The 18,144-nt window shown below is 65.4% G+C and carries 17 protein-coding genes; 7 read left to right on the forward strand and 10 right to left on the reverse strand.

Going from position 1 to position 18,144, the window contains the following annotated elements; translation table 11 throughout:
• The coding region (locus BMY53_RS21400) for a transposase (protein WP_143074177.1) at positions 1-302 on the forward strand (302 nt) is incomplete at its 5' end.
• Between the two features lie 211 nt (positions 303-513).
• On the opposite strand, the gene BMY53_RS21405 is transcribed toward BMY53_RS21400, so the two are convergent.
• Positions 514-2,187, reverse strand: a complete 1,674-nt coding sequence (locus BMY53_RS21405; protein WP_092948529.1) for an FAD-dependent oxidoreductase — start codon at positions 2,185-2,187, stop codon at positions 514-516.
• Positions 2,188-2,517: 330 nt separating this feature from the next.
• Between BMY53_RS21405 and BMY53_RS21410 the strand changes: the two genes are divergently transcribed.
• Positions 2,518-3,003 carry an acyl-CoA thioesterase gene (locus tag BMY53_RS21410; RefSeq protein WP_092948530.1) on the forward strand — a complete coding sequence of 162 codons (486 nt, stop codon included), beginning with the start codon at positions 2,518-2,520 and terminating at the stop codon, positions 3,001-3,003.
• 28 nt (positions 3,004-3,031) lie between these two features.
• Here BMY53_RS21410 and gshA read toward each other — a convergent pair whose 3' ends face one another.
• From gshA to BMY53_RS21430, 4 genes are all read right to left on the reverse strand, one after another.
• On the reverse strand, positions 3,032-4,570 hold the full coding sequence (gshA, locus tag BMY53_RS21415; RefSeq protein ID WP_092948531.1) for a glutamate--cysteine ligase: 1,539 nt from the start codon (positions 4,568-4,570) through the stop codon (positions 3,032-3,034).
• 168 nt (positions 4,571-4,738) lie between these two features.
• Positions 4,739-5,320 carry a DUF1415 domain-containing protein gene (locus BMY53_RS21420; RefSeq protein ID WP_092948532.1) on the reverse strand — a complete coding sequence of 194 codons (582 nt, stop codon included), beginning with the start codon at positions 5,318-5,320 and terminating at the stop codon, positions 4,739-4,741.
• Positions 5,317-6,510, reverse strand: coding sequence for a M20 aminoacylase family protein (locus tag BMY53_RS21425; protein WP_092948533.1), 1,194 nt, complete (start codon positions 6,508-6,510; stop codon positions 5,317-5,319). The genes BMY53_RS21420 and BMY53_RS21425 overlap by 4 nt, the downstream gene beginning before the upstream one ends.
• A gap of 227 nt (positions 6,511-6,737) precedes the next feature.
• Positions 6,738-7,874, reverse strand: a complete 1,137-nt coding sequence (locus BMY53_RS21430; protein WP_092948534.1) for an ABC transporter substrate-binding protein — start codon at positions 7,872-7,874, stop codon at positions 6,738-6,740.
• A 200-nt stretch (positions 7,875-8,074) separates the two neighbouring features.
• Here BMY53_RS21430 and BMY53_RS21435 point away from each other — a divergent pair, with 200 nt between their 5' ends.
• Together BMY53_RS21435 and BMY53_RS21440 are read left to right on the forward strand one after the other, a co-directional pair.
• The gene (locus BMY53_RS21435) at positions 8,075-10,168 is read left to right on the forward strand and encodes a molybdopterin-containing oxidoreductase family protein (protein WP_092948535.1); all 2,094 of its coding nucleotides are present in this window, start codon (positions 8,075-8,077) and stop codon (positions 10,166-10,168) included.
• On the forward strand, positions 10,165-11,256 hold the full coding sequence (locus BMY53_RS21440; protein WP_255370317.1) for an aminopeptidase: 1,092 nt from the start codon (positions 10,165-10,167) through the stop codon (positions 11,254-11,256). The genes BMY53_RS21435 and BMY53_RS21440 overlap by 4 nt, the downstream gene beginning before the upstream one ends.
• 382 nt (positions 11,257-11,638) lie before the next feature.
• Here the strand turns inward: BMY53_RS21440 and BMY53_RS21445 are convergent, their stop codons facing one another.
• Both BMY53_RS21445 and BMY53_RS21450 read right to left on the reverse strand, forming a co-directional pair.
• Positions 11,639-12,034: a polyhydroxyalkanoic acid system family protein gene (locus tag BMY53_RS21445; RefSeq protein ID WP_092948536.1), complete on the reverse strand. Its 396-nt coding sequence runs from the start codon at positions 12,032-12,034 to the stop codon at positions 11,639-11,641.
• Between the two features lie 9 nt (positions 12,035-12,043).
• Positions 12,044-12,295 (reverse strand): acyl-CoA-binding protein, encoded by a 252-nt coding sequence (locus BMY53_RS21450; protein WP_092948537.1) that lies wholly within the window; start codon positions 12,293-12,295, stop codon positions 12,044-12,046.
• 140 nt (positions 12,296-12,435) lie between these two features.
• Here BMY53_RS21450 and BMY53_RS21455 point away from each other — a divergent pair, with 140 nt between their 5' ends.
• Positions 12,436-13,860 carry a wax ester/triacylglycerol synthase family O-acyltransferase gene (locus BMY53_RS21455; RefSeq protein ID WP_092948538.1) on the forward strand — a complete coding sequence of 475 codons (1,425 nt, stop codon included), beginning with the start codon at positions 12,436-12,438 and terminating at the stop codon, positions 13,858-13,860.
• Between the two features lie 431 nt (positions 13,861-14,291).
• Positions 14,292-15,125, forward strand: coding sequence for an alpha/beta fold hydrolase (locus BMY53_RS21460; RefSeq protein WP_255370318.1), 834 nt, complete (start codon positions 14,292-14,294; stop codon positions 15,123-15,125).
• A gap of 213 nt (positions 15,126-15,338) precedes the next feature.
• Here the strand turns inward: BMY53_RS21460 and BMY53_RS21465 are convergent, their stop codons facing one another.
• The gene (locus tag BMY53_RS21465) at positions 15,339-15,725 is read right to left on the reverse strand and encodes a VOC family protein (RefSeq protein WP_092948540.1); all 387 of its coding nucleotides are present in this window, start codon (positions 15,723-15,725) and stop codon (positions 15,339-15,341) included.
• A 120-nt stretch (positions 15,726-15,845) separates the two neighbouring features.
• On the opposite strand from BMY53_RS21465, the gene BMY53_RS21470 reads away from it, so the two are divergent.
• Entirely contained in the window at positions 15,846-16,679 is an 834-nt protein-coding gene (locus BMY53_RS21470) for an enoyl-CoA hydratase-related protein (RefSeq protein ID WP_092948541.1), read from the forward strand.
• A gap of 81 nt (positions 16,680-16,760) precedes the next feature.
• Here the strand turns inward: BMY53_RS21470 and BMY53_RS21475 are convergent, their stop codons facing one another.
• Entirely contained in the window at positions 16,761-17,108 is a 348-nt protein-coding gene (locus BMY53_RS21475) for a hypothetical protein (RefSeq protein WP_092948542.1), read from the reverse strand.
• Between the two features lie 224 nt (positions 17,109-17,332).
• A complete protein-coding gene (locus BMY53_RS21480; RefSeq protein ID WP_092948543.1) occupies positions 17,333-18,031 on the reverse strand; it encodes a TetR/AcrR family transcriptional regulator in 699 nt (232 codons plus the stop codon).
• Positions 18,032-18,144: the final 113 nt, after the last annotated feature.

The raw sequence follows: 18,144 nt of genomic DNA on the forward strand, positions 1-18,144 counted from the left end.
CGCTGACCGCCTATGCCCGCCTGTCACCCATGGTCCGGCAATCGGGTGTCTCGCTCGACAAGCGGCGAGGCACCAGCCCGCAAGGGCACAGCGCCCTCAAACATTGCCTGTACTTCCCAGCCATGGTGGCAGGGAAGCACAACCCGTTGATTGCGAGGTTCTGGCAGCGTCTAAAGGCTCAGAACAAACCCGGTAAGCTGATCGTCGAGGCCTGCATGCACAAGCTGCTGGCCATCGTCTACGGCGTGCTCAAGTCCAAGCAGCCCTTCAACCCCCACCAAATCTCGATCGAAGAGACTTGACGCTTAGAACGGTGTCTTGACTTCCGCAAATACCCCCCGGACCGTCACTTTCCGCACCGATGACCATCCCGGAACCACGCCTGCAACGTGGCAGGACGATCAACGGGGGCGCCGCGGATTGCAGCGCGCCCTGCATTGCAACGATCGAATCGTCTCAGCCCAGGCCGGTAACGAACTGACAGGGCAGTGCGCTGGCTGCAACGTGCAGGGGTCACACCGCCTGCGTCTCCCGCGCAAGGTACTGGTGAATGCTCGCCACCACCTGGGCGCCCTCGCCAATCGCACCCCCCACACGCTTGACGGATCCCGCTCGTACGTCACCCACCGCAAATACGCCTGGGACGCTGGATTCCAGCAAGGTGGGTTCATAAGTGGTTAGCGAACATTCGCAGGCGCGGCCGGTGATGATGAAGCCGGACTTGTCCAGCTCCAGCCCGCAATCCACCACACAGTCCGTCTCGGGTTCGGCACCAATGAAGAGGAAAAGGTGCTGGGTGGCCAGGCGGCGTTCCTGACCACTGCGGCGGTCGCGCCAGGTGACCGCCTCCAGGGTGCTGCCCCCTTCAAGCCGGCAGATTTCCTGGTGAGGAATGAGCTCGATGTTGGAGGTGCTCTTGATGCGGTCAATCAGGTAGCGGGACATGGTCTCCGCCAACCCGGGACCACGCACCAGAATGATGACCTTCGAGGCGTGGTTGGCCAGATAGACCGCTGCTTGGCCCGCCGAGTTGCCGCCCCCCACCAACACCACCGTCTGCCGCTGGCAGACACGCGCTTCGATGGGCGAGGCCCAGTAGAAGATGCCGCGCCCCTCGAAGCGGGGCAGGTCGTCAATGGCCGGGCGGCGGTAACGCGCGCCCGTGGCAATGACCGCCGTCCGGGTGCGGATGGTGCGGCCATCCTCCAGCGACAGCCGCAACTCGCGCTGGTCCCCATCGCGCTGGCAGCTCATGCGGGTGACCTTGGCCGGGATGAGCATGTCCGCCCCGAATTTCTGGGCCTGGACAAAGGCACGGCCCGCCAGGGCCTGCCCGGAGATGCCGGTAGGAAAGCCGAGGTAGTTCTCGATGCGGGAGCTGGCGCCCGCCTGCCCACCGTAGGCCCTGCAGTCCACCACCAGGACAGACAGGCCTTCAGACGCCGCATACACCGCCGCCGAGAGACCGCCCGGACCGGCACCAATGATCACCACGTCGAAAAGGTCGGGCCGCTCGCGGGAATCGACCATGCCAAAGCAGCGGGCCACTTCGTCGTCCGTCGGGTTGACCAGCACCGCACCATCCGGACAGAGCACCACCAGCTCCGTACCGTCCTGCATGTATTGCGCGGCAACCGTGCGGGCGTCCTCACTCTCGTTCGGGTCCAGCAACTGGTACGGAAAGCCGTTGCGGCCCAGGAAGTTGCGCAGCCGAAGCACCGGCCCCGCGCCCGGATGCCCAATGAGCGTGGCACCGCTGGCGCCCGTCTCGATGAGACCGACCCGCCGCAGGATGAAGGCCCGCGTGAGGCGCTCGCCCAGGTCCGCCTCGGCAATCAGCAATGCCCTCAATTGGGGCGGCGACACCTCCACCGCTTCCACTTCACTTTGCGCCTGCGCATCCACCAGTGCCGGCCGCCCGCTGAGCTGCCCCACCTCCCCCATGAACTGGCCAGGGCCGTGGATGACGATGGGCGTGCGGTGACCCAGGCTGTCTCGCTGGGTGATGGCGACTTCGCCGGTCAGCACCAGCAACATGCCCATGCCGGCCTCGCCGGTGCGGACCACCCATTCGCCGGCCGAGTAACGCCGCAACTGCCCAAAACGAGCCACCCGTGCCATGTCTGCCATGGTCAAGGTGGGGAACATCTGGTCGCGCCGGTTATCCAGGTGATTGGACTGAGCCATCAAAACCTCCTGCACCCACCCTAACCGAGCTGTCGGATAGCGGCAAGCACCGTTGGAGAGAGGCAAGGGAGGTTCCGAAGAGGGCCTGCTGTGATGCCATGCGCCCGAAGCACCGCCTTCCCCCCCCAACCATCACCTGTGCAAGCACCTGTGTTTGAGCGGGACGAACACGTATCGTCCGGAAGTTGGTGAGGAACTCTGGCAGGATGGCGGCCGCCTTGCATGGCCGGCCTCGCTCGCGACCGCCACCCCGTGGCCCCCACGCCGCGACCGCTACCCGTGGCCATGCCTGACCGCTCTCTCGACTTAGCCTTTCCGCCAGGAGTCTTTATGGATATGCCTTCCCACCAGCTCACGATGACGGTGCTGATGACGCCCGACATGGCCAATTTCTCGGGCAATGTCCACGGCGGCACCATCCTGAAGCTGTTGGACCAGGCCGCCTACGCCTGCGCCAGCCGCTATGCGGCCCGCTACGTGGTGACGCTGTCGGTGGATCAGGTGATGTTCCGCCAGCCTATCCATGTCGGGGAGCTGGTGAGCTTCCTGGCGTCGGTGAACTACACCGGCACGTCGTCGATGGAGATCGGCATCAAGGTGGTGACGGAGAACATCCGCGAGCAGGCCGTGCGGCACGCCAACAGCTGCTTTTTCACCATGGTGGCCGTGGACGACGAGGGTCGCCCGGTGGCCGTGCCACCATTGCAGCCCGCCACGCCCGATGAAAAACGCCGCTTCGAGGCGGCCAAGGAACGCAAGAAGCTGCGGCTGGAACTGCAGCAGCGTCAGGATCAACTGCGCAGCTCCATCCTCTGAACGCTCGGGGGGCTGGCCCCCCGGCGATTCACCGCAGGTGCGACGGGTCCAGGTATTGCTGCCGGAAGCTCTCAAAGTCCAGCGTGTCCGCCGCTTCGATGGCAGCCTGCGTGTCCAGCGACTTGCGGACCGACGCCTCGAAGCGCTCCATCAGCCCCTCCGGTGCCGGCTGGGCCAGCACCAATTGGCGCGCCCATTCGGACTGCGCGGCAATGAACTGGAGATGGGAAGACGCGTAGTGCGCCCGCATCGACGCCAGCACCCGAGCCGATGGCAGTTGCTCCGGCGCGCTCCAGCGCTGGCGGGCTTGCGCGAGGGCTTCGGCGTACAACGTGCCGCCCAGTTCGGCATCCAGCCTTGCGGCGATGGGCCCGAAGGCCTCCAGCAGCTCTCGGCCCCAGTCCCACAAGGTCACGGTGCTGTCGCCCCGCTCCAGGCGCAGTCCGGGCTCGCGGCCGGATGAGGCGGTACGCTGCTGGTTGCGCGCCAGCGCGGCCAGCTCATCGGGCGTGTCGTCAGCGCTGTCGGTGAGCCAGCAATGCAGCAGGAAGATGTCCAGGAAACGCATCGTGCTGGCGGAAATACCGACCGGCTCGAACGGATCCAGATCCATGCAGCGCACTTCCACATACTCCACACCGCGCTCGCGCAGGGCATGCAGCGGGCGCTCGCCCGAGCGGATGGTGCGCTTGGGGCGAATGGTGCCGTAGAACTCGTTTTCGATCTGCAGCAGCGTTGTGGAGAGCTGGTTGTACTCACCACCCGGGTTGACGATGCCAATCTGCTCATAGGCCGGATAGGGGCGGGTCAACGCCTCCTGCAGCGAGCCGGCATAACCTTCCAGGCTGTTGTAGCTGACCGAGAGGGTGGATTGCGCGTCGCTCTGGTAACCCAGGCGGCCCATGCGCAGGGAGGTGGCATGGGGCAGGTGCAGCGCACCCTCCGCGCAGCCTTCGCCGGAACGGCCCATGGGCTGAAGACCATGCTCACGGCCCGCCACGAAGCTGCCGCACAGCGCGGGCGAGGCGCCAAACAGCGTCAGCAGCAGGAAGGAGTGGCGGCGGAAGTTGCGGATGAGGCCGAAGTAATCTTCATTGCCCAAGCCCGGCAGCGACCAGTTGTAGTGGATGCCGGAGATGGTCTGCATGCGCCGGCCATAACGGTGGCCCAGCCCCATGCGGTAGACGCTCTTGGCCCGGCCGATGTTGGATGCGCCATAACGCCCGATGGGAATGGTCTCATCCGCCGGCAGCAGACAGGGCATGCTGGAGGACCACATCAGCTCCTCGCCCAGGCTGCGGTAGACCGCCTGGTGGATCTCGGTGAGCTGGTCCACGCAGGCCTGCGCGGTGGGGTGCACCCCGGTGATCAGTTCCAGCTGGGATTCGCTGAAGTCGGTGGTGACCGTTTCATGGGTCAGCGCGGCGCCCAGGGCGATCGGATGCGGGGTCAGCGCCAGGCTGGCCTGTCCGGGCAGCGCACGCAGGCTCTCCTTCTCGACACCGCGGCGCATACCCGCCAGGCGTGCCGGATCCAAGGCCTTCCATCGCTGCAACCAATCGCTCAAAACCCGCTCCTTATTCGTCGTGGGCGCGCAAGTTAACAGAAGTAAGCGAAACCCGCTTGACTTGGATTAATGCCCGTTGTTAATGCCCGTTGTGACAGGCCGAAGCACCTGACAACTCGCCGGCCGACGCTCAGGACATGGTGGACACGCTGGTGCCCCCGGGGCTTCTCAGTCGTTCTGCGGTGTCGAACCGGGAGCGTGCGGCCCCACGTCCAATGCCGCCCAGCCCTTCAGGCCGATGCGGCGCAGGGTGTCGATATTGGCTTCGTAGATCGCATCCGTGTCCGCCATCGTGTCCATCGCACGCTCGATGCTTTCCTCCCGCAGCAGGTGCAGGGTGGGGTAGGGCGAGCGGTTGCTGAAGTTGTCGACGTCGTCGGGTTCGGTGCCTTCGAACTGGTAGTCCGGGTGGAAGCTCGCCACCTGCAGCACGCCGTCCAGTTCCAGGTCTTCCACCAGCGCGTCGGCGGCACCGAGGAAGTCGTTGAAGTCCAGGAAGTCGTTCAGCACGCCGGGGTGGACCAGCAGGGTGGTTTCGGTTTCCTCGGGGTCGGCACGGCGCAGGGCCAGCAGCTCGCGGGCCAGATCCTGGAGCAGCGCTTCCGGCGTGTCGGCCGCGCTCACCACGATGCGCAGGCGCTGGTTCACCTCCACGCTCTTGGCAAACGGGCACAGGTTCAGGCCGATGACGGCCCGCTGCACCCAGCGGTGGGTGTCGTCACGGACGGTGGTTTCCTGGGCGTCGGTCATCGTGCTTGCTTGAACCAGGCGTCCACCAGGCGGACCCACATCGAACCGCCCAGCGGGATCAATTCGTCGTTGAAGTCGTAGCTGGGGTTGTGCAGCATGCAGGGGCCCAGGCCATGGCCGCCTTCGCGGTGGGCGCCGTCGCCGTTGCCGATCAGGAAGTAGCAGCCTGGCACGTTCTGCAGGTAATAGCTGAAGTCTTCGGCGCCCATGGTGGGCTCGAACTCCTGCACGTTGGCGGCCCCCACCATCTCGGTGACCACGCTGCGGGCGAAGTCGGTCTCGGCGGCGTGGTTGATGGTGGGCGGATAGTTGCGGTGGAACGAGAACTCGCAGCTCAGTTCGAAGGCGGCACCGGTGGCTTCGGTGATGGTCCGCATGCGTTGTTCGATCAGGTCCAGCGTTTCCAGTGTGAAGGTGCGCACCGTGCCCTGCATCTCGCAGCTTTCGGGGATCACGTTGGTGGCTTCACCGGCATGGATCATGGTGACCGAGATCACCCCGGCGTCGATCGGACGCTTGTTGCGGGTGATGATGGTCTGGAACGCCTGCACCAGGTGAGAGGCCACGATCACCGGGTCGTTGCCCAGGTGGGGCATGGCGCCATGGGCACCCTTGCCCTTGATGGTGATCTTGAACTCGCTGCTGGAGGCAAAAACGGGGCCGGTCTTGAGCGCGAACTGGCCGGCGGCCATGCCGGGCCAGTTGTGGACGCCAAACATGGCCTCCATCGGGAATTTGTCGAACAGGCCGTCCTTGATCATCTCCCGGGCGCCACCGCCACCTTCCTCGGCGGGCTGGAACACCAGGTAGACCGTGCCTTCGAAATCGCGGTGCTGGGCCAGGTGCTTGGCGGCAGACAGCAGCATGGCCGTATGGCCGTCATGGCCGCACGCGTGCATCTTGCCCGGATGCTTGCTGGCATGGGCGAAGGTGTTGTGTTCGGTGATGGGCAGTGCGTCGATATCGGCTCGCAGGCCCAGCGTGCGCGGGCCGTCGCGGCCCTTGAGAATGCCGACCACCCCGGTCTTGCCCAGGCCGCGGTGCACCGGAATGCCCCACTCGGTCAGCGTCTTGGCGATCAGGTCGGAGGTGCGGTCCTCATGGAAGCACAGTTCCGGATGCGCATGCAGGTCTCGCCGCAGGGCGGCGATGGCCGGGGCGTCGGCCAGGATCGGTTCGATCAGCTTCATAAACGGGCACTCCAGTAGCGAGGCCGCACGCCTACCGTTGGTGAGCGGCAGCCGCTGATGCGCTGAAGTGTACCCGGGTGGCGGGATCGCCCCGCGGCAGTCTGACGGATCGGGTGAGGCTGGCCCGCGCTGGCGCGGGGCCGACCCGATCCGTGCCGGGCTGGTCCGCCTTATCGGCTGGAGCCGCCGGTTGGTTGCGCGTCCCCGCGCAACCGGTGCTCAAGGAATCAACGCTTGACGCGGCCGTCGCTGGTCAGCATGGAGAGTTCAACGAAGCCCGAGCCCACATGCTTGTTGGGGCGGAAGCCGACGTTGAAGCCGCCGGCGTTGTAGGCCGCCATGCTCTCCAGCGCGGCCACCAGGCCTTCACGCGTCGGGCGGGCCATGCGGCGAATGGCTTCACTGATCACCTTGGCGGCGATGTAGCCTTCCATGGCGGTGTAGTTGAACTTCTGGCCCGCCTTGGTGGCAGCGGCCTGGTATTCACCCACCACGCCGATGCCGGCGCCGAACGGGTAGGGCATGACCTGGCTGACCACCACGCCCATGGCTTCCGGGCCCAGCTCGTCCAGCAGGGCCTGCGTGCCGACGAAGGACACGTTGTAGAACACACCGCCGTAGCCGGCCTTGCGGGCGGCACGGATGAAGGCGGCGCAGCTCTTGTAGGCGCCGATCATGACGATGGCTTCGGGCGGTGTGCCGGTCTGGACCAGGTCCTTCACGGCCTTGGCCACGTCCACGCTGTTACGTTCGACCGTGGAGATGGCTTGCGGCTGGATGGCCAGCGGCTTCATGGCGCGTGTGACGCCGTCCAGGCCAGCCTTGCCGTAGGCATCGTTCTGGTGGAAGACGGAGATGCGCATCAGGCCCAGATGGGTCAGCTGCTTCACGATCAGTGCGGTCTCGTCGTAGTACGAGGCACGGATGTGGAACACCCAGGGGCTGGCCGGGTCGCGCAGGGATTCGGCACCCGTCAGCGGGGCGAAGAACGGAATCTTGCTCTGGTTGACCAGCGGCAGCGCGGCCAGCGAGGTGGGGGTGCCCACGTAGCCGAACAACGCAAACACGTCGTCGGCGATCAGCTTCTCGGTGTTGGCCTTGCAGCGGTCCGGCTCATAGCCGTCGTCCAGCGAGCGCAGCTCGATGGTGGTGCCGTTGATGCCGCCAGCAGCGTTTTGCGCGTCAAAGAACAGCTTGGCGCCGGCCTGCATCTGCAGGCCCAGCTGGGCTGCCGGGCCGGTCAGCGGTGCCGACTGGCCCAGGACCAGACGGCGACGATCCTGGGCGGCCACGCCGGTGCTGAACGGGACGGTGGCCAGCGCACCCAGGGCGCTGATGGAGGCTAGAACGTGACGGCGATGCAAGTGGGACTCCCGGATATATGGCTGTAGCGGACTGTCAGGCGGGACAACAGACCGGGCGACAGGTCGACTTTTGCGGTCGACGCCATTGTCCGGAAAACAGACTGACAAAAAAGGCCTTAATTGGCACGAGCTTAGCTGCTTGTGAAGGGCAAGTTCGGTAAGAAAACGAAAGCGCGTGGCGGCTGTGCAATAGTTCGCGCATGTCCGCCGTACTTCCAGGGTCTCCCGTGAACCTCACGCCACAGCTCGCACCACTGCCAGCCACTGAATCCTCACCGGACATTCGTATCGTCAAGGGGGCTTGCCCGCATGACTGTCCGGACACCTGTGCCCTGCGGGTGACGGTGCAGGACGGCCGGGTGACCAAGGTTCAGGGGCAGGCGGACCATCCGAGCACCCATGGCGCGCTGTGTACCAAAGTCTCGCGCTACCCGGAGCGTACCTACCATCCGGACCGGGTGCTACACCCCCTGAAGCGGGTCAGCGCCAAGCACGACGCGCCCCGATTCGAGCGCATCACCTGGGAACAGGCCCTGAGCGAGATCGGCGGGCGCCTGCGGGCCATTGCGGCGCGGGACCCGCAGGCCATCCTGCCCTACAGCTACGCCGGCACCATGGGCCAGTTGCAGGGGGAGGCCATGGCGGGCCGCTTCTTCAACCAGCTCGGGGCCTCGTGCCTGGACCGGACCATCTGTGCCTCCGCCGGTGGGGCCGGCCTGGCGGCCACCTATGGCCACAAGGTGGGCATGCACCTGCCTTTCTTCGCCGAATCGCGGCTGATCCTGATCTGGGGCAGCAACTCGATTGCCTCCAACCTGCACTTCTGGACCTTTGCCAACCAGGCCAAGCGCCAGGGGGCGCGGTTGATCTGCATCGACCCGCGCAAGACCGAGACGGCGGACAAGTGCCACCAGCATGTGGCCCTGTTGCCGGGCACGGACGGTGCTTTGGCCCTGGGGCTCATCCACGAACTGATCGCGCACGACTGGCTGGACCTTGACTACATTGCCCGCCATGTGGAGGGCTGGGACGAGTTGCGCAGCCGGAGCCAGGCCTGGACGCCGGAGCGCACGGCCGAGGAATGTGGCCTCACGGCCGACGAGGTGCGCGGACTGGCGCGTGAGTACGCCACCACGGCGCCGGCGGCGATTCGGCTGAATTACGGCATGCAACGGGTACGTGGCGGCGGCAATGCGGTGCGCCTGATTGCGCTGCTGCCCTGCCTGACGGGCGCCTGGCGCCACCGTGCTGGTGGGCTGCTGCTCTCCAGTTCCGGCTGGTTCGCGCCTTTCCGCAATCCGCGCCTGGAGCGGCCGGACCTGCGTGCGGGCCGGCCTTCCCGCACCATCAACATGAGCACCATTGGTGACGATCTGCTCCATCCGGGCTCGCCGGACTTTGGTCCGCAGATCGAGGCCTTGATCGTCTACAACAGCAACCCGGTGGCAGTGGCGCCGGAATCGCCCAAGGTGGTGGCCGGGTTCCAGCGTCCGGACCTGCTGACGGTAGTGCTGGAGCACTTCATGACGGACACGGCCGACCTGGCCGACTACGTTCTGCCGGCCACTACCCAGCTGGAGCACCTGGACATCCACACCAGCTACGGCCACACCGATGTGCTGATCAACGAACCGGCCGTGGCCCCGTTGGGCGAGGCCCGGTCCAACACCCAGATCTTCCGTGACCTGGCCTGCGCCATGGGTTTTGACGACCCGGCCTTCCGTGAGGACGACAACACCTTGCTGCGCCAGGCCTTTGGCCCGGCGGTGGACGTGGACCAGTTGCGGGAGCGCGGCTGGTTCAAGCTGCCGTTGGCGGACGCGCCGTTTGCGGAAGGCGGCTTCCCTTCGGCCACTGGCAAGGTCAACGCCAGCGGGGCGGACTACGTGCCCAACTACGAAAGCCGGCGCAGCACGCCGGACCTGGCCGCGCGTTACCCACTGGCGATGATTTCGCCGCCGGCGCGCAACTTTCTCAACAGCTCCTTCGTCAACGTCACCAGCTTGCGTGACATCGAAGGGGAGCAGTTGCTGGAGATGAACACCGAAGATGCCCAGGCTCGCGGGCTTGCTGATGGCCAGACGGTGCGTGTCTTCAACGACCGGGGCAGCTACCGTTGCCGGTTGGCGGTCAGTGTTCGCGCCCGGCCGGGTGTGGTTCATGGCCTGGGCATCTGGTGGCGCAAGCTGGGCCTGGACGGACGCAATGTGAATGAAGTGACTCATCAGCAACTGACCGACATGGGCCGGGCGCCGTGCTTCTACGACTGCCTGGTGGAGGTGTCCGCCGCGTGACTGGACTGACTGCGTCGAGGGCTGTGGCCCGGGATGGCTTCATGCGCCTGTGGCTGTGGGTGCCCCTGCTGCTGCTGGGCTGGGCACTGGGTGGTTGTGCGCAACTGGGCTATTACGGTCAGTCCCTGTCGGGGCATCTGTCGCTGGTTCGGTCGGCCAAGCCGGTGGATGACTGGCTGGCGCAGCCGGATCTGGATGCGACGCTCAAGCGCCAGCTGGAGCTCTCCAAGGCTTTGCGGGACTTTGCCTCTGCGCAGCTCCATCTGCCGGACAACGACAGTTACCGGCGTTATGCCGATCTGCACCGTGGGGCGGCGGTCTGGAACGTCGTGGCCACGCCGCCGCTGAGCTTGCAGCTCACGACCTGGTGCTATCCCATCATGGGTTGTGCGGGTTATCGGGGCTACTTCAAGCGTGATGACGCGGTGGCCTTGGCGGCGGCACTGAAGGCGGAGGGACTGGAGGCCTATGTCTATGGCGTGCCGGCTTATTCCTCGCTGGGCTGGAGCAACTGGTTCGGGGGCGACCCTTTGCTCAACACCTTCATCCAGTATCCGGAAGGTCAGCTGGCGCGGATGATCTTCCATGAGTTGGCCCATCAGGTGGCTTATGCCGCCGATGACACCACCTTCAACGAAAGCTTTGCCACGGCGGTGGAGCAGATCGGTGTGGCGCAATGGTTGGCTGGGCGGCCGGAGGCGCTCAAGGCGGACGAAGTGTCCCGTCAGCGCCAGGACCAGGTGCAGGGCTTGCTGCGCGGCAGCCGCGATCAATTGCGTGAGGTTTTCCAGAGCACGGCCAGCGACGATGAAAAGCGTGCGGGCAAGGCCGAAGTGTTTGCGCACCTGCGGCGCGACTATGAGGCGCTCAAGCGTGAGCAGTGGAATGGAGACGACCGGTTTGACCGATGGTTCTCCACCCTCAACACACCGGCGCTGGCCATTCAGGGCAGCTACACCGACCTGGTGCCGGACTTCATCCGGCTCTATGACCGGCAGGGCCGGGATTGGGACCGGTTCTATTCCGAGGTGAAGCGTCTCGCAAAATTGCCCAAGGATGAGCGGCGAGCGCAACTCGGAACATTCTAAAAACCTGTCTTGATGACGAATATGGATTGGCTATGGATATGGCCATAGCTATGGAAGCCAGGTTACCCACGGCCACCAACGCCAACGCTGAGATCACTGCAGTGAGGCATTTGACTGTGCAGTAAGCGGTGTCGGGAAGTGGCGGGGCGGGGCCTGTTTGCGTAAATCAAGGAAGGAATGGCCGGCGGAGCCGGACAGGAGGGACATGGAGCAAACAGGCCCCGCCCCGCCGCTTCCCAGCGCGGGCCACGAAGACTGTCACTCAAGCCCCAGCGTGGGCCACGAAGGCCCTCACTCCAGCCCTAGCGCGGGCCACGAAGACCCTTACTCCAGCCCCACCGCACCCACAACCTCCCTCAACACCAGCAGCCCCCGCCGCAGGTCAGCGCCTGCGCCGCGGTTTCTCCACCGCCGGACTGTCAGTCTTCCCGGCCACTTTGCCGCCAGACTTCACCTTGGTCACCTGCACCTTGGCCGCCGCCCCGGACGCCTTGGCCAGCAGCGCATCCAGCACCCGTCCCACCTCGGTCTCGATCTGCTTGCGAAACGCGCTCAGCAGGAAGCCCAGCTTGGCCTGCAGCTCGAAACTGCTGCCGGTCACTTCCAGGCTGCCATTCACCCCATCCCGCACGAACGTGACGGTATCGCTATCGTCCCCTTCATGGATGGTGCATTCCATCCCGTAGCGCTCTTCCAGCTCTTCCGCCCACGACAGCGCAATCGCGCGTGCGCGGGTCAGCCCGAAGGCGTGGGTGCGATGGACCTGAATGTCAGCCATGGGGTTGAATTATTTCAGGCCTTCAACCAGATCGATGTACTGTTGCATCGCTTCTTCCTGGCTCGTGCCCTCCAGGCCCTTCCACGCATCGAATTTTGCGCGGTTCACCATATCCGTGAAACCGGGGCGTTCACCCTCCACGTCGCCCGTGCTGGCCTGCTTGAACAGCGCATACAGCTTCAACAGCGTCATGTTGTCCGGACGCTCCGGCAGTTGCTTGGAGTCCGCGACAGCGGCGTCGAATTGTTCCTTGAGGCTCATGGTGTCTCCCAGAATGTTGACCGGGTCCCCATTGAGGACAATGGGGCTCTCGTGCCGAATGTTAACCAGCCCGCCGCTGCAGTTTGCCTGGGGCGCCCACTCTAGTTCAGTTCATGAAGAAAAGTCGGGATTCCGAGCGCATGACCGCCATGGACGCCGCCTGGCTGCGGCTGGACACGCCGTCCAGCCGCATGGCCATCCTGGGCGTGTGGCTGCTGCGCCCCGCCATCACGCTGGAGGCCCTGCGTGAGCGCGTGGCGGAGCGGTTGCTGCGCCATGACCGCTTCCGCCAGCGTGTGGTGGATGATGCCCAGGGGCCCCGCTGGGTCGAGGACGAGAACTTCGATCTGGCCCGGCATGTGGTGCCCGAGACCTTGCCGCGCAAGCGTGGCCAGCCTCCCGATGCCGCCCTGCAGCAGCGCGTGGCCGCCCTCGCGGCCCAGCCGCTCGCGCCGGCGCATCCGCTGTGGCAACTGCACCTGGTCGAGGCGCACGACGGCGGCAGCGCCCTGCTGGCGCGGGTGCATCATTGCATTGCGGATGGCATGGCCCTCGTCGCCGTGATCCTTTCCATCACCGATGGCGGCCCGATGCCTGCCCGACCCACCGGCCGCAGGGCCGGCGACGCGGATGCGCAGACCGATGCCGCGGCCGACACCGATGCCTGGGCCGAAGCCTTCCTCAAGCCGATCAACGACTGGACCGTCCGGGCGATGCAAAAACAGGCGGAGCAGCCCGCCGGCCGCGCCCGGCCGGCCCGCGCTCCCGCAACCACCCCGTCCGCCGACGCCGCCGAATTCCTGAGTGCCCGGATGGCCAGCGACATCGCCGCCCTGGCCTTCAGCGGTGACGATGCGCCCACCCGGCTCAAGGGCCGCCCCGGTGTGGCCAAGCGAGTGGCCTGGGGCCAGGGTGTCCCGCTGGACGCCGTGAAGGCCGTGGGCAAGTCCCTCGGGGTCTCGGTCAACGACGTGCTGATGAGTTGCGTGGCGGGCGCCATCGGTGCCTACCTGCGTGGCCATGGTGACGACACGCAGGGCCAGGAGATTCGCGCCATGGTGCCGGTGAACCTGCGGCCGATGGAGGAGGCCTGGCAACTCGGCAACCGCTTCGGTGTGGTGCCCCTGGTGTTGCCCATCGGCATCAGCAATCCGGTCCAGCGGCTCTATGCGGTGCACACCCGCATGAACGAGCTCAAGTCCAGCCTGCAGCCCGTGCTCGCCTTTGGCCTGATGGCGGCCGCGGGCCTGCTCAAGCCCGAGCAGCAAGCCCTGCTGAACGATTTCCAGCGCAAGGCCACGGCGGTCATGACCAATGTGCCGGGGCCGGCGCAACCCTTGCGCTTCTGCGGAGCCATGGTGGAGCGGGTGATGTTCTGGGTGCCGCAGTCGGGCGATGTGGGCGTGGGCGTCAGCTTGCTGACCTATGCGGGACACGTGCAGTTCGGGCTGCTGACCGACGCGGGGCTGTGCCCCGATCCTCAGGCCATCATCGACGCCTTTGTGCCGGAGTTCCAGCAGTTGCTGACCCTGGCACTGATGTTGCCCTGGGAAGCGGCGTCCTGATTCGACCGTCAGCCACCGGGATCTGACGGGCAGTCACTGCGCGTGATGGGCATTGACGGGCCTTGACGGGGGCCCCTCATTGGCCGTCACCGCGTTTTCCACGTGCACCCCTGAGCGGCGAAGAGGGGGGTGCCCATGACCCGTAAGGAGTAGGGCGCTCACTGGCGAGCGCGGGAAGCGCTGGCGCGACCGGCTTCGAATAATCCTGTTCATGCCTCCCGAAGTCCGGCGGCCTGTACCGCCGGATCCATTGGCATCAAAAGGAGCCTCAGGTGTCCACACCTTCCCCGTTGAGCGCTGCGGAATTTTCGCGTCGCGACCTTCTGTTAAGCGGCGCTGGTCTGGCGGCGTCCCTGGCGTTGCCGGGCGCTGCCCAGGCGGCTTCCAGCACTTCCAAGACCCAACCCCATCATCCGCAAGGAGTTCCACCCATGAGCAGCAGCTTCGTCACCACCAAGGACGGCGTCCAGATCTTCTACAAGGACTGGGGCGACAAGTCGGCCCAGCCCGTGGTGTTCTCCCACGGCTGGCCGCTGAGCTCGGACGACTGGGACACGCAGATGCTGTACTTCCTCCAGAAGGGCTTCCGCGTCATCGCCCACGACCGCCGCGGCCACGGCCGTTCCAGCCAGGTGGCCACCGGCCACGACATGGATCACTACGCCGATGACCTGGCCGCCGTGACCGAACATCTGGACCTGAAGCGCGCCATCCACGTGGGCCACTCCACCGGTGGTGGCGAAGTGGCGCACTACATTGCCCGCCATGGCAGCAAGCGCGTGGCCAAGGCCGTGCTGATCGGCGCCGTGCCCCCCATCATGCTGAAAACCGCCGCCAACCCCGGTGGCCTGCCGATGGACGTGTTTGACGGCATCCGTGCCGGCGTGGCCAACAACCGTTCGCAGTTCTACAAGGACCTGACGATCCCGTTCTACGGCTACAACCGTCCGAACGCCAAGGTCTCGGAAGGCATCCGCGAACACTGGTGGCTGCAAGGCATGGCGGGTTCCATCGTGGCCCACTATGAAGGCGTGAAGGCCTTCTCCGAAACCGACTTCACCGAAGACCTGAAGAAGATCGACGTGCCCACGCTGATCCTGCACGGCGACGACGACCAGATCGTCCCGGTGGCGGACTCGGCGCTGTTGTCGGCCAAGCTGGTCAAGGGCGCTCAGCTGAAGGTGTACCCGGGTCTGCCGCACGGCATGTGCTCCACGCACCCGGAACTGATCAATCCGGATCTGCTGGCCTTCTTCAAGGCCTGATGACCCGGGCCTGATACCCCAGGCCTGACCCTGCACCAGCGCTCCGCTTCCCCCTCGTGGCGGGGCGCCTGCAAACGAGTCTGACCGACTCCGTGTTTCCCCGCGCTCCCTGCTCGCAAGGCAGGGAGTGGCGGGGTTTTTGTCTTGTGGCCCCGGGGATCGTTCCGGACGGCCGTTTGATCGATCGGACCAGTGGCTGATTAGCTTATTGGCTTATTGGCCTGCAGGGGGTTGCCACAGTTCCACCGTGTTGCCTTCCGGATCGATCACCCAGCCGAACTTGCCGAACTCGGAATCGTCCGTTTTGTCCAGGACCTTGCAGCCCTCGGCGCGCAGGGCCTCCAGCAGGGCGGTCAGGTCTTCCACGCGGTAGTTGATGGTGAAGCCGGGTTTGCCAGCAGGGAAGCTGTCGCCGCCGGCGGTGCCAATGGACCAGATGGTGGAGCCGTTGATGGGTTGGCCGGCTGCATCGGCCCAGGTGAAGGCCGTGCCACCCCAGGATTGAACGTCGATGCCCAGATGGGTCTGGTACCAGGCTCCCAAGGTGGCCGGGTCCTTGGCGGCGAAGAAGATGCCGCCGATGCCAGTGACTCGCTTCATTTTCCGGGCTCCCGTCGTGAAGGCTGCGATGGCGCAGCGTAACTGGGTTTTCAGCAGCTGTCGCGGCCGCGCAACCCGCTAGCATCCCGAGGCATCAGAACAAAGCCAACGGAGACGCGCATGGAATGCTTCACCCTGAACGAAGACGCGGGCGTGGCCCACCTGGTTCTCAACCGGCCGGCGGAGATGAACACCATGTCGCCGCAGATGTGGCGGGAGCTGGAGGATCTGCTCAGCCAGCTGCATCGCAGCGCCACCGTGCGGGCCGTGGTGATTTCTTCCACAGGCAAACACTTCAGCGCCGGCATGGCGCTGGACACCTTCAAGAACGGCGCCATCCAGCTCGACGACCGCAGCGCCGAAGGCCGTGCCGGTATCGTGGATCAACTGGCCGACATGCAAAAGGCGTTCAACCAGCTGGATGAACTTCGTGTGCCCACCATCGCCGCGATCCATGGCGGCTGCATCGGGGGGGCGGTGGACATGGTCGCCGCCTGCGACATCCGTCTGGCCAGCGCCGACGCCTTTTTCTGCATCCAGGAAATCAACATCGGCATGACGGCTGACCTGGGCACGCTGCAACGCCTGCCCAAGCTGATGCCCCTGGGCCTGGTCAAGGAGCTGGCTTACACCGGGCGGCGCTTGCCCGCCTCACGCGCGCTGTCGGCGGGGCTGGTCAATGAGGTCTTCGAGACCCATGAGGCATGTGTGGCGGCGGCGCTGCAGTGTGCTGGCGAGATCGCGCAGAAGCCGCCCGTGGCGGTGTGGGGCAGCAAACAGGCAATTCACTACGCGCGCGACCATGGCGTGAAGGACAGCCTGCAGCAGATGGGCTGGCTGCAGGCCGCCATCTGGCAGAACGGCAATCTGATGGAGGCCTTTGCAGCCGCGCAGGCCAAGCGCCCCACCGCGTTCCCGGACCTGGCGCCGCTGAAGTTCTTCCGGGAAAGCTGAACGCCACGCGTCGCGGCATCCCGCACCCACAAACGCAGACGCCGCCCGGAGGCGGCGTCGTCCAGCGGGCAGCGGCCCGGCTTACTTGCTGGCGGCCTTGGCACCCACCTTCGCACGGCCGGCGGCTGTCGGATAGGCGTCCATCACCCGAACCGGGTCGGCGCTGGCCAGGAACTGGGTGTATTGCGAGGCGCTGCAGGCCAGGGTCTTGCCTTCCTGCGCCTCACCACGGTACTGGCCCTTGGTGTAGACGAAGCGATATTCGTTGCCGGCGGCGGGCGCGTCGAACTTCACGTCGTTCTTGGCGGCGCATTCGGCGCGCAGGGCCTTGGCTTCGGTGGACTCCGGCGTGGCCGCTTGAGCCAGCGATGCCAGCGAGGACGACAGGGCCAGAACGACAACAGCGGCGGTGCTCAGCGTGCGCTTCATGCGAATGCTCCAGGAAGAAATCAGTGACAACATCCCCAAGGGAACCTCTGCATAACTCCCGCGAGGAGTTATGCAGAGATTCCCCTAGCTTATAGGCTTGACTTTGCCTCTGCCAACCATGACTCGGGGGTCAGGTCGCGCACATGTTCAGGGTTTGTTCCGAGCCGCTGCCCGTCACTTGCTGCTAGTAAAGCGCTGCCTCACTCCACCGCACCGAAGCGGCGTCACCTCGGCTCGCGGGAGTTATGCAGAGGTTCCCGGACGCCTTCGGCCTGGTCGTATTGCCCTGCCAGTTGGAACAGATGCTCGCGGGAGGCGGGCTCCAGATAGGGCAGCAACAATCCCAACACATGGAAGGCGCCGCGCATCAGCGCTTCACCCGCGCGCTCGGGTTCCAGCGCGTTGCGCGGGTCCCGCACATATTCATAGCTGAGCCAGTAACTCAGCAGCACCACCATCGCATTGGCAGTCGGCACGGCCTCGCGCACCTGCATGGTCAGCGCGCCGCCTTGCTTGAGCCCGCTCAGGATGCTGACCATGGCCTGGTTCTTCTGCGTCAGCACATTCTGGAAATGGGTTTCCAGCTTGCGGTTCTTGGACAGCAGATCGTTGAGGTCGCGGTACAGGAAGCGGTGCTGCCAGATCAGTTCGAACAGCATGTGGAAGAACAGCCAGGCGTCTTCCACATTGCGCACATTCTCCGTGGCCGTCAGCAGCTCCGAGAGCGACCGCTCATAGCGGCCGAACAGGGCGTTGATCAGCTCGTCCTTGGCAGGGTAGTGGTAGTAGAGGTTGCCAGGCGAAATCCCAAGCTCGGCGGAAATCAGCGTGGTCGACACGTTCGGCTCGCCAAAGCGATTGAACAGGTCGAGCGTGACTTCAAGGATGCGTTCGGCGGTGCGGCGCGGCTTCTTGGTGGCCATGGGATGAGATGCAGATTTGCGGCGATTCTGTCATCAAGCTGACCCGTCTGACGCGTAGAGGCCCCATCTTCGTGGCCCAATTCCCCAAATCAGCGCGTTCTTGAGGGCCTGCC

Origin of the sequence: Roseateles sp. YR242 (assembly GCF_900109745.1) — a bacterium.
Taxonomy (GTDB): Bacteria; Pseudomonadota; Gammaproteobacteria; order Burkholderiales; family Burkholderiaceae_C; genus Roseateles.

What these genes read in the sequence shown, in the direction of transcription:
- BMY53_RS21450 (WP_092948537.1), bottom strand. Translation starts at nt 12,295, where the DNA reads ATGAGCCTCAAGGAACAATTCGACGCCGCTGTCGCGGACTCCAAGCAA.
- BMY53_RS21420 (WP_092948532.1), bottom strand. Translation starts at nt 5,320, where the DNA reads ATGACCGACGCCCAGGAAACCACCGTCCGTGACGACACCCACCGCTGG.
- BMY53_RS21405 (WP_092948529.1), bottom strand. Translation starts at nt 2,187, where the DNA reads ATGGCTCAGTCCAATCACCTGGATAACCGGCGCGACCAGATGTTCCCC.
- BMY53_RS21455 (WP_092948538.1), top strand. Translation starts at nt 12,436, where the DNA reads ATGACCGCCATGGACGCCGCCTGGCTGCGGCTGGACACGCCGTCCAGC.
- BMY53_RS21465 (WP_092948540.1), bottom strand. Translation starts at nt 15,725, where the DNA reads ATGAAGCGAGTCACTGGCATCGGCGGCATCTTCTTCGCCGCCAAGGAC.
- BMY53_RS21460 (WP_255370318.1), top strand. Translation starts at nt 14,292, where the DNA reads ATGAGCAGCAGCTTCGTCACCACCAAGGACGGCGTCCAGATCTTCTAC.
- BMY53_RS21470 (WP_092948541.1), top strand. Translation starts at nt 15,846, where the DNA reads ATGGAATGCTTCACCCTGAACGAAGACGCGGGCGTGGCCCACCTGGTT.
- BMY53_RS21435 (WP_092948535.1), top strand. Translation starts at nt 8,075, where the DNA reads ATGTCCGCCGTACTTCCAGGGTCTCCCGTGAACCTCACGCCACAGCTC.
- BMY53_RS21445 (WP_092948536.1), bottom strand. Translation starts at nt 12,034, where the DNA reads ATGGCTGACATTCAGGTCCATCGCACCCACGCCTTCGGGCTGACCCGC.
- BMY53_RS21480 (WP_092948543.1), bottom strand. Translation starts at nt 18,031, where the DNA reads ATGGCCACCAAGAAGCCGCGCCGCACCGCCGAACGCATCCTTGAAGTC.
- BMY53_RS21475 (WP_092948542.1), bottom strand. Translation starts at nt 17,108, where the DNA reads ATGAAGCGCACGCTGAGCACCGCCGCTGTTGTCGTTCTGGCCCTGTCG.
- BMY53_RS21425 (WP_092948533.1), bottom strand. Translation starts at nt 6,510, where the DNA reads ATGAAGCTGATCGAACCGATCCTGGCCGACGCCCCGGCCATCGCCGCC.
- BMY53_RS21410 (WP_092948530.1), top strand. Translation starts at nt 2,518, where the DNA reads ATGGATATGCCTTCCCACCAGCTCACGATGACGGTGCTGATGACGCCC.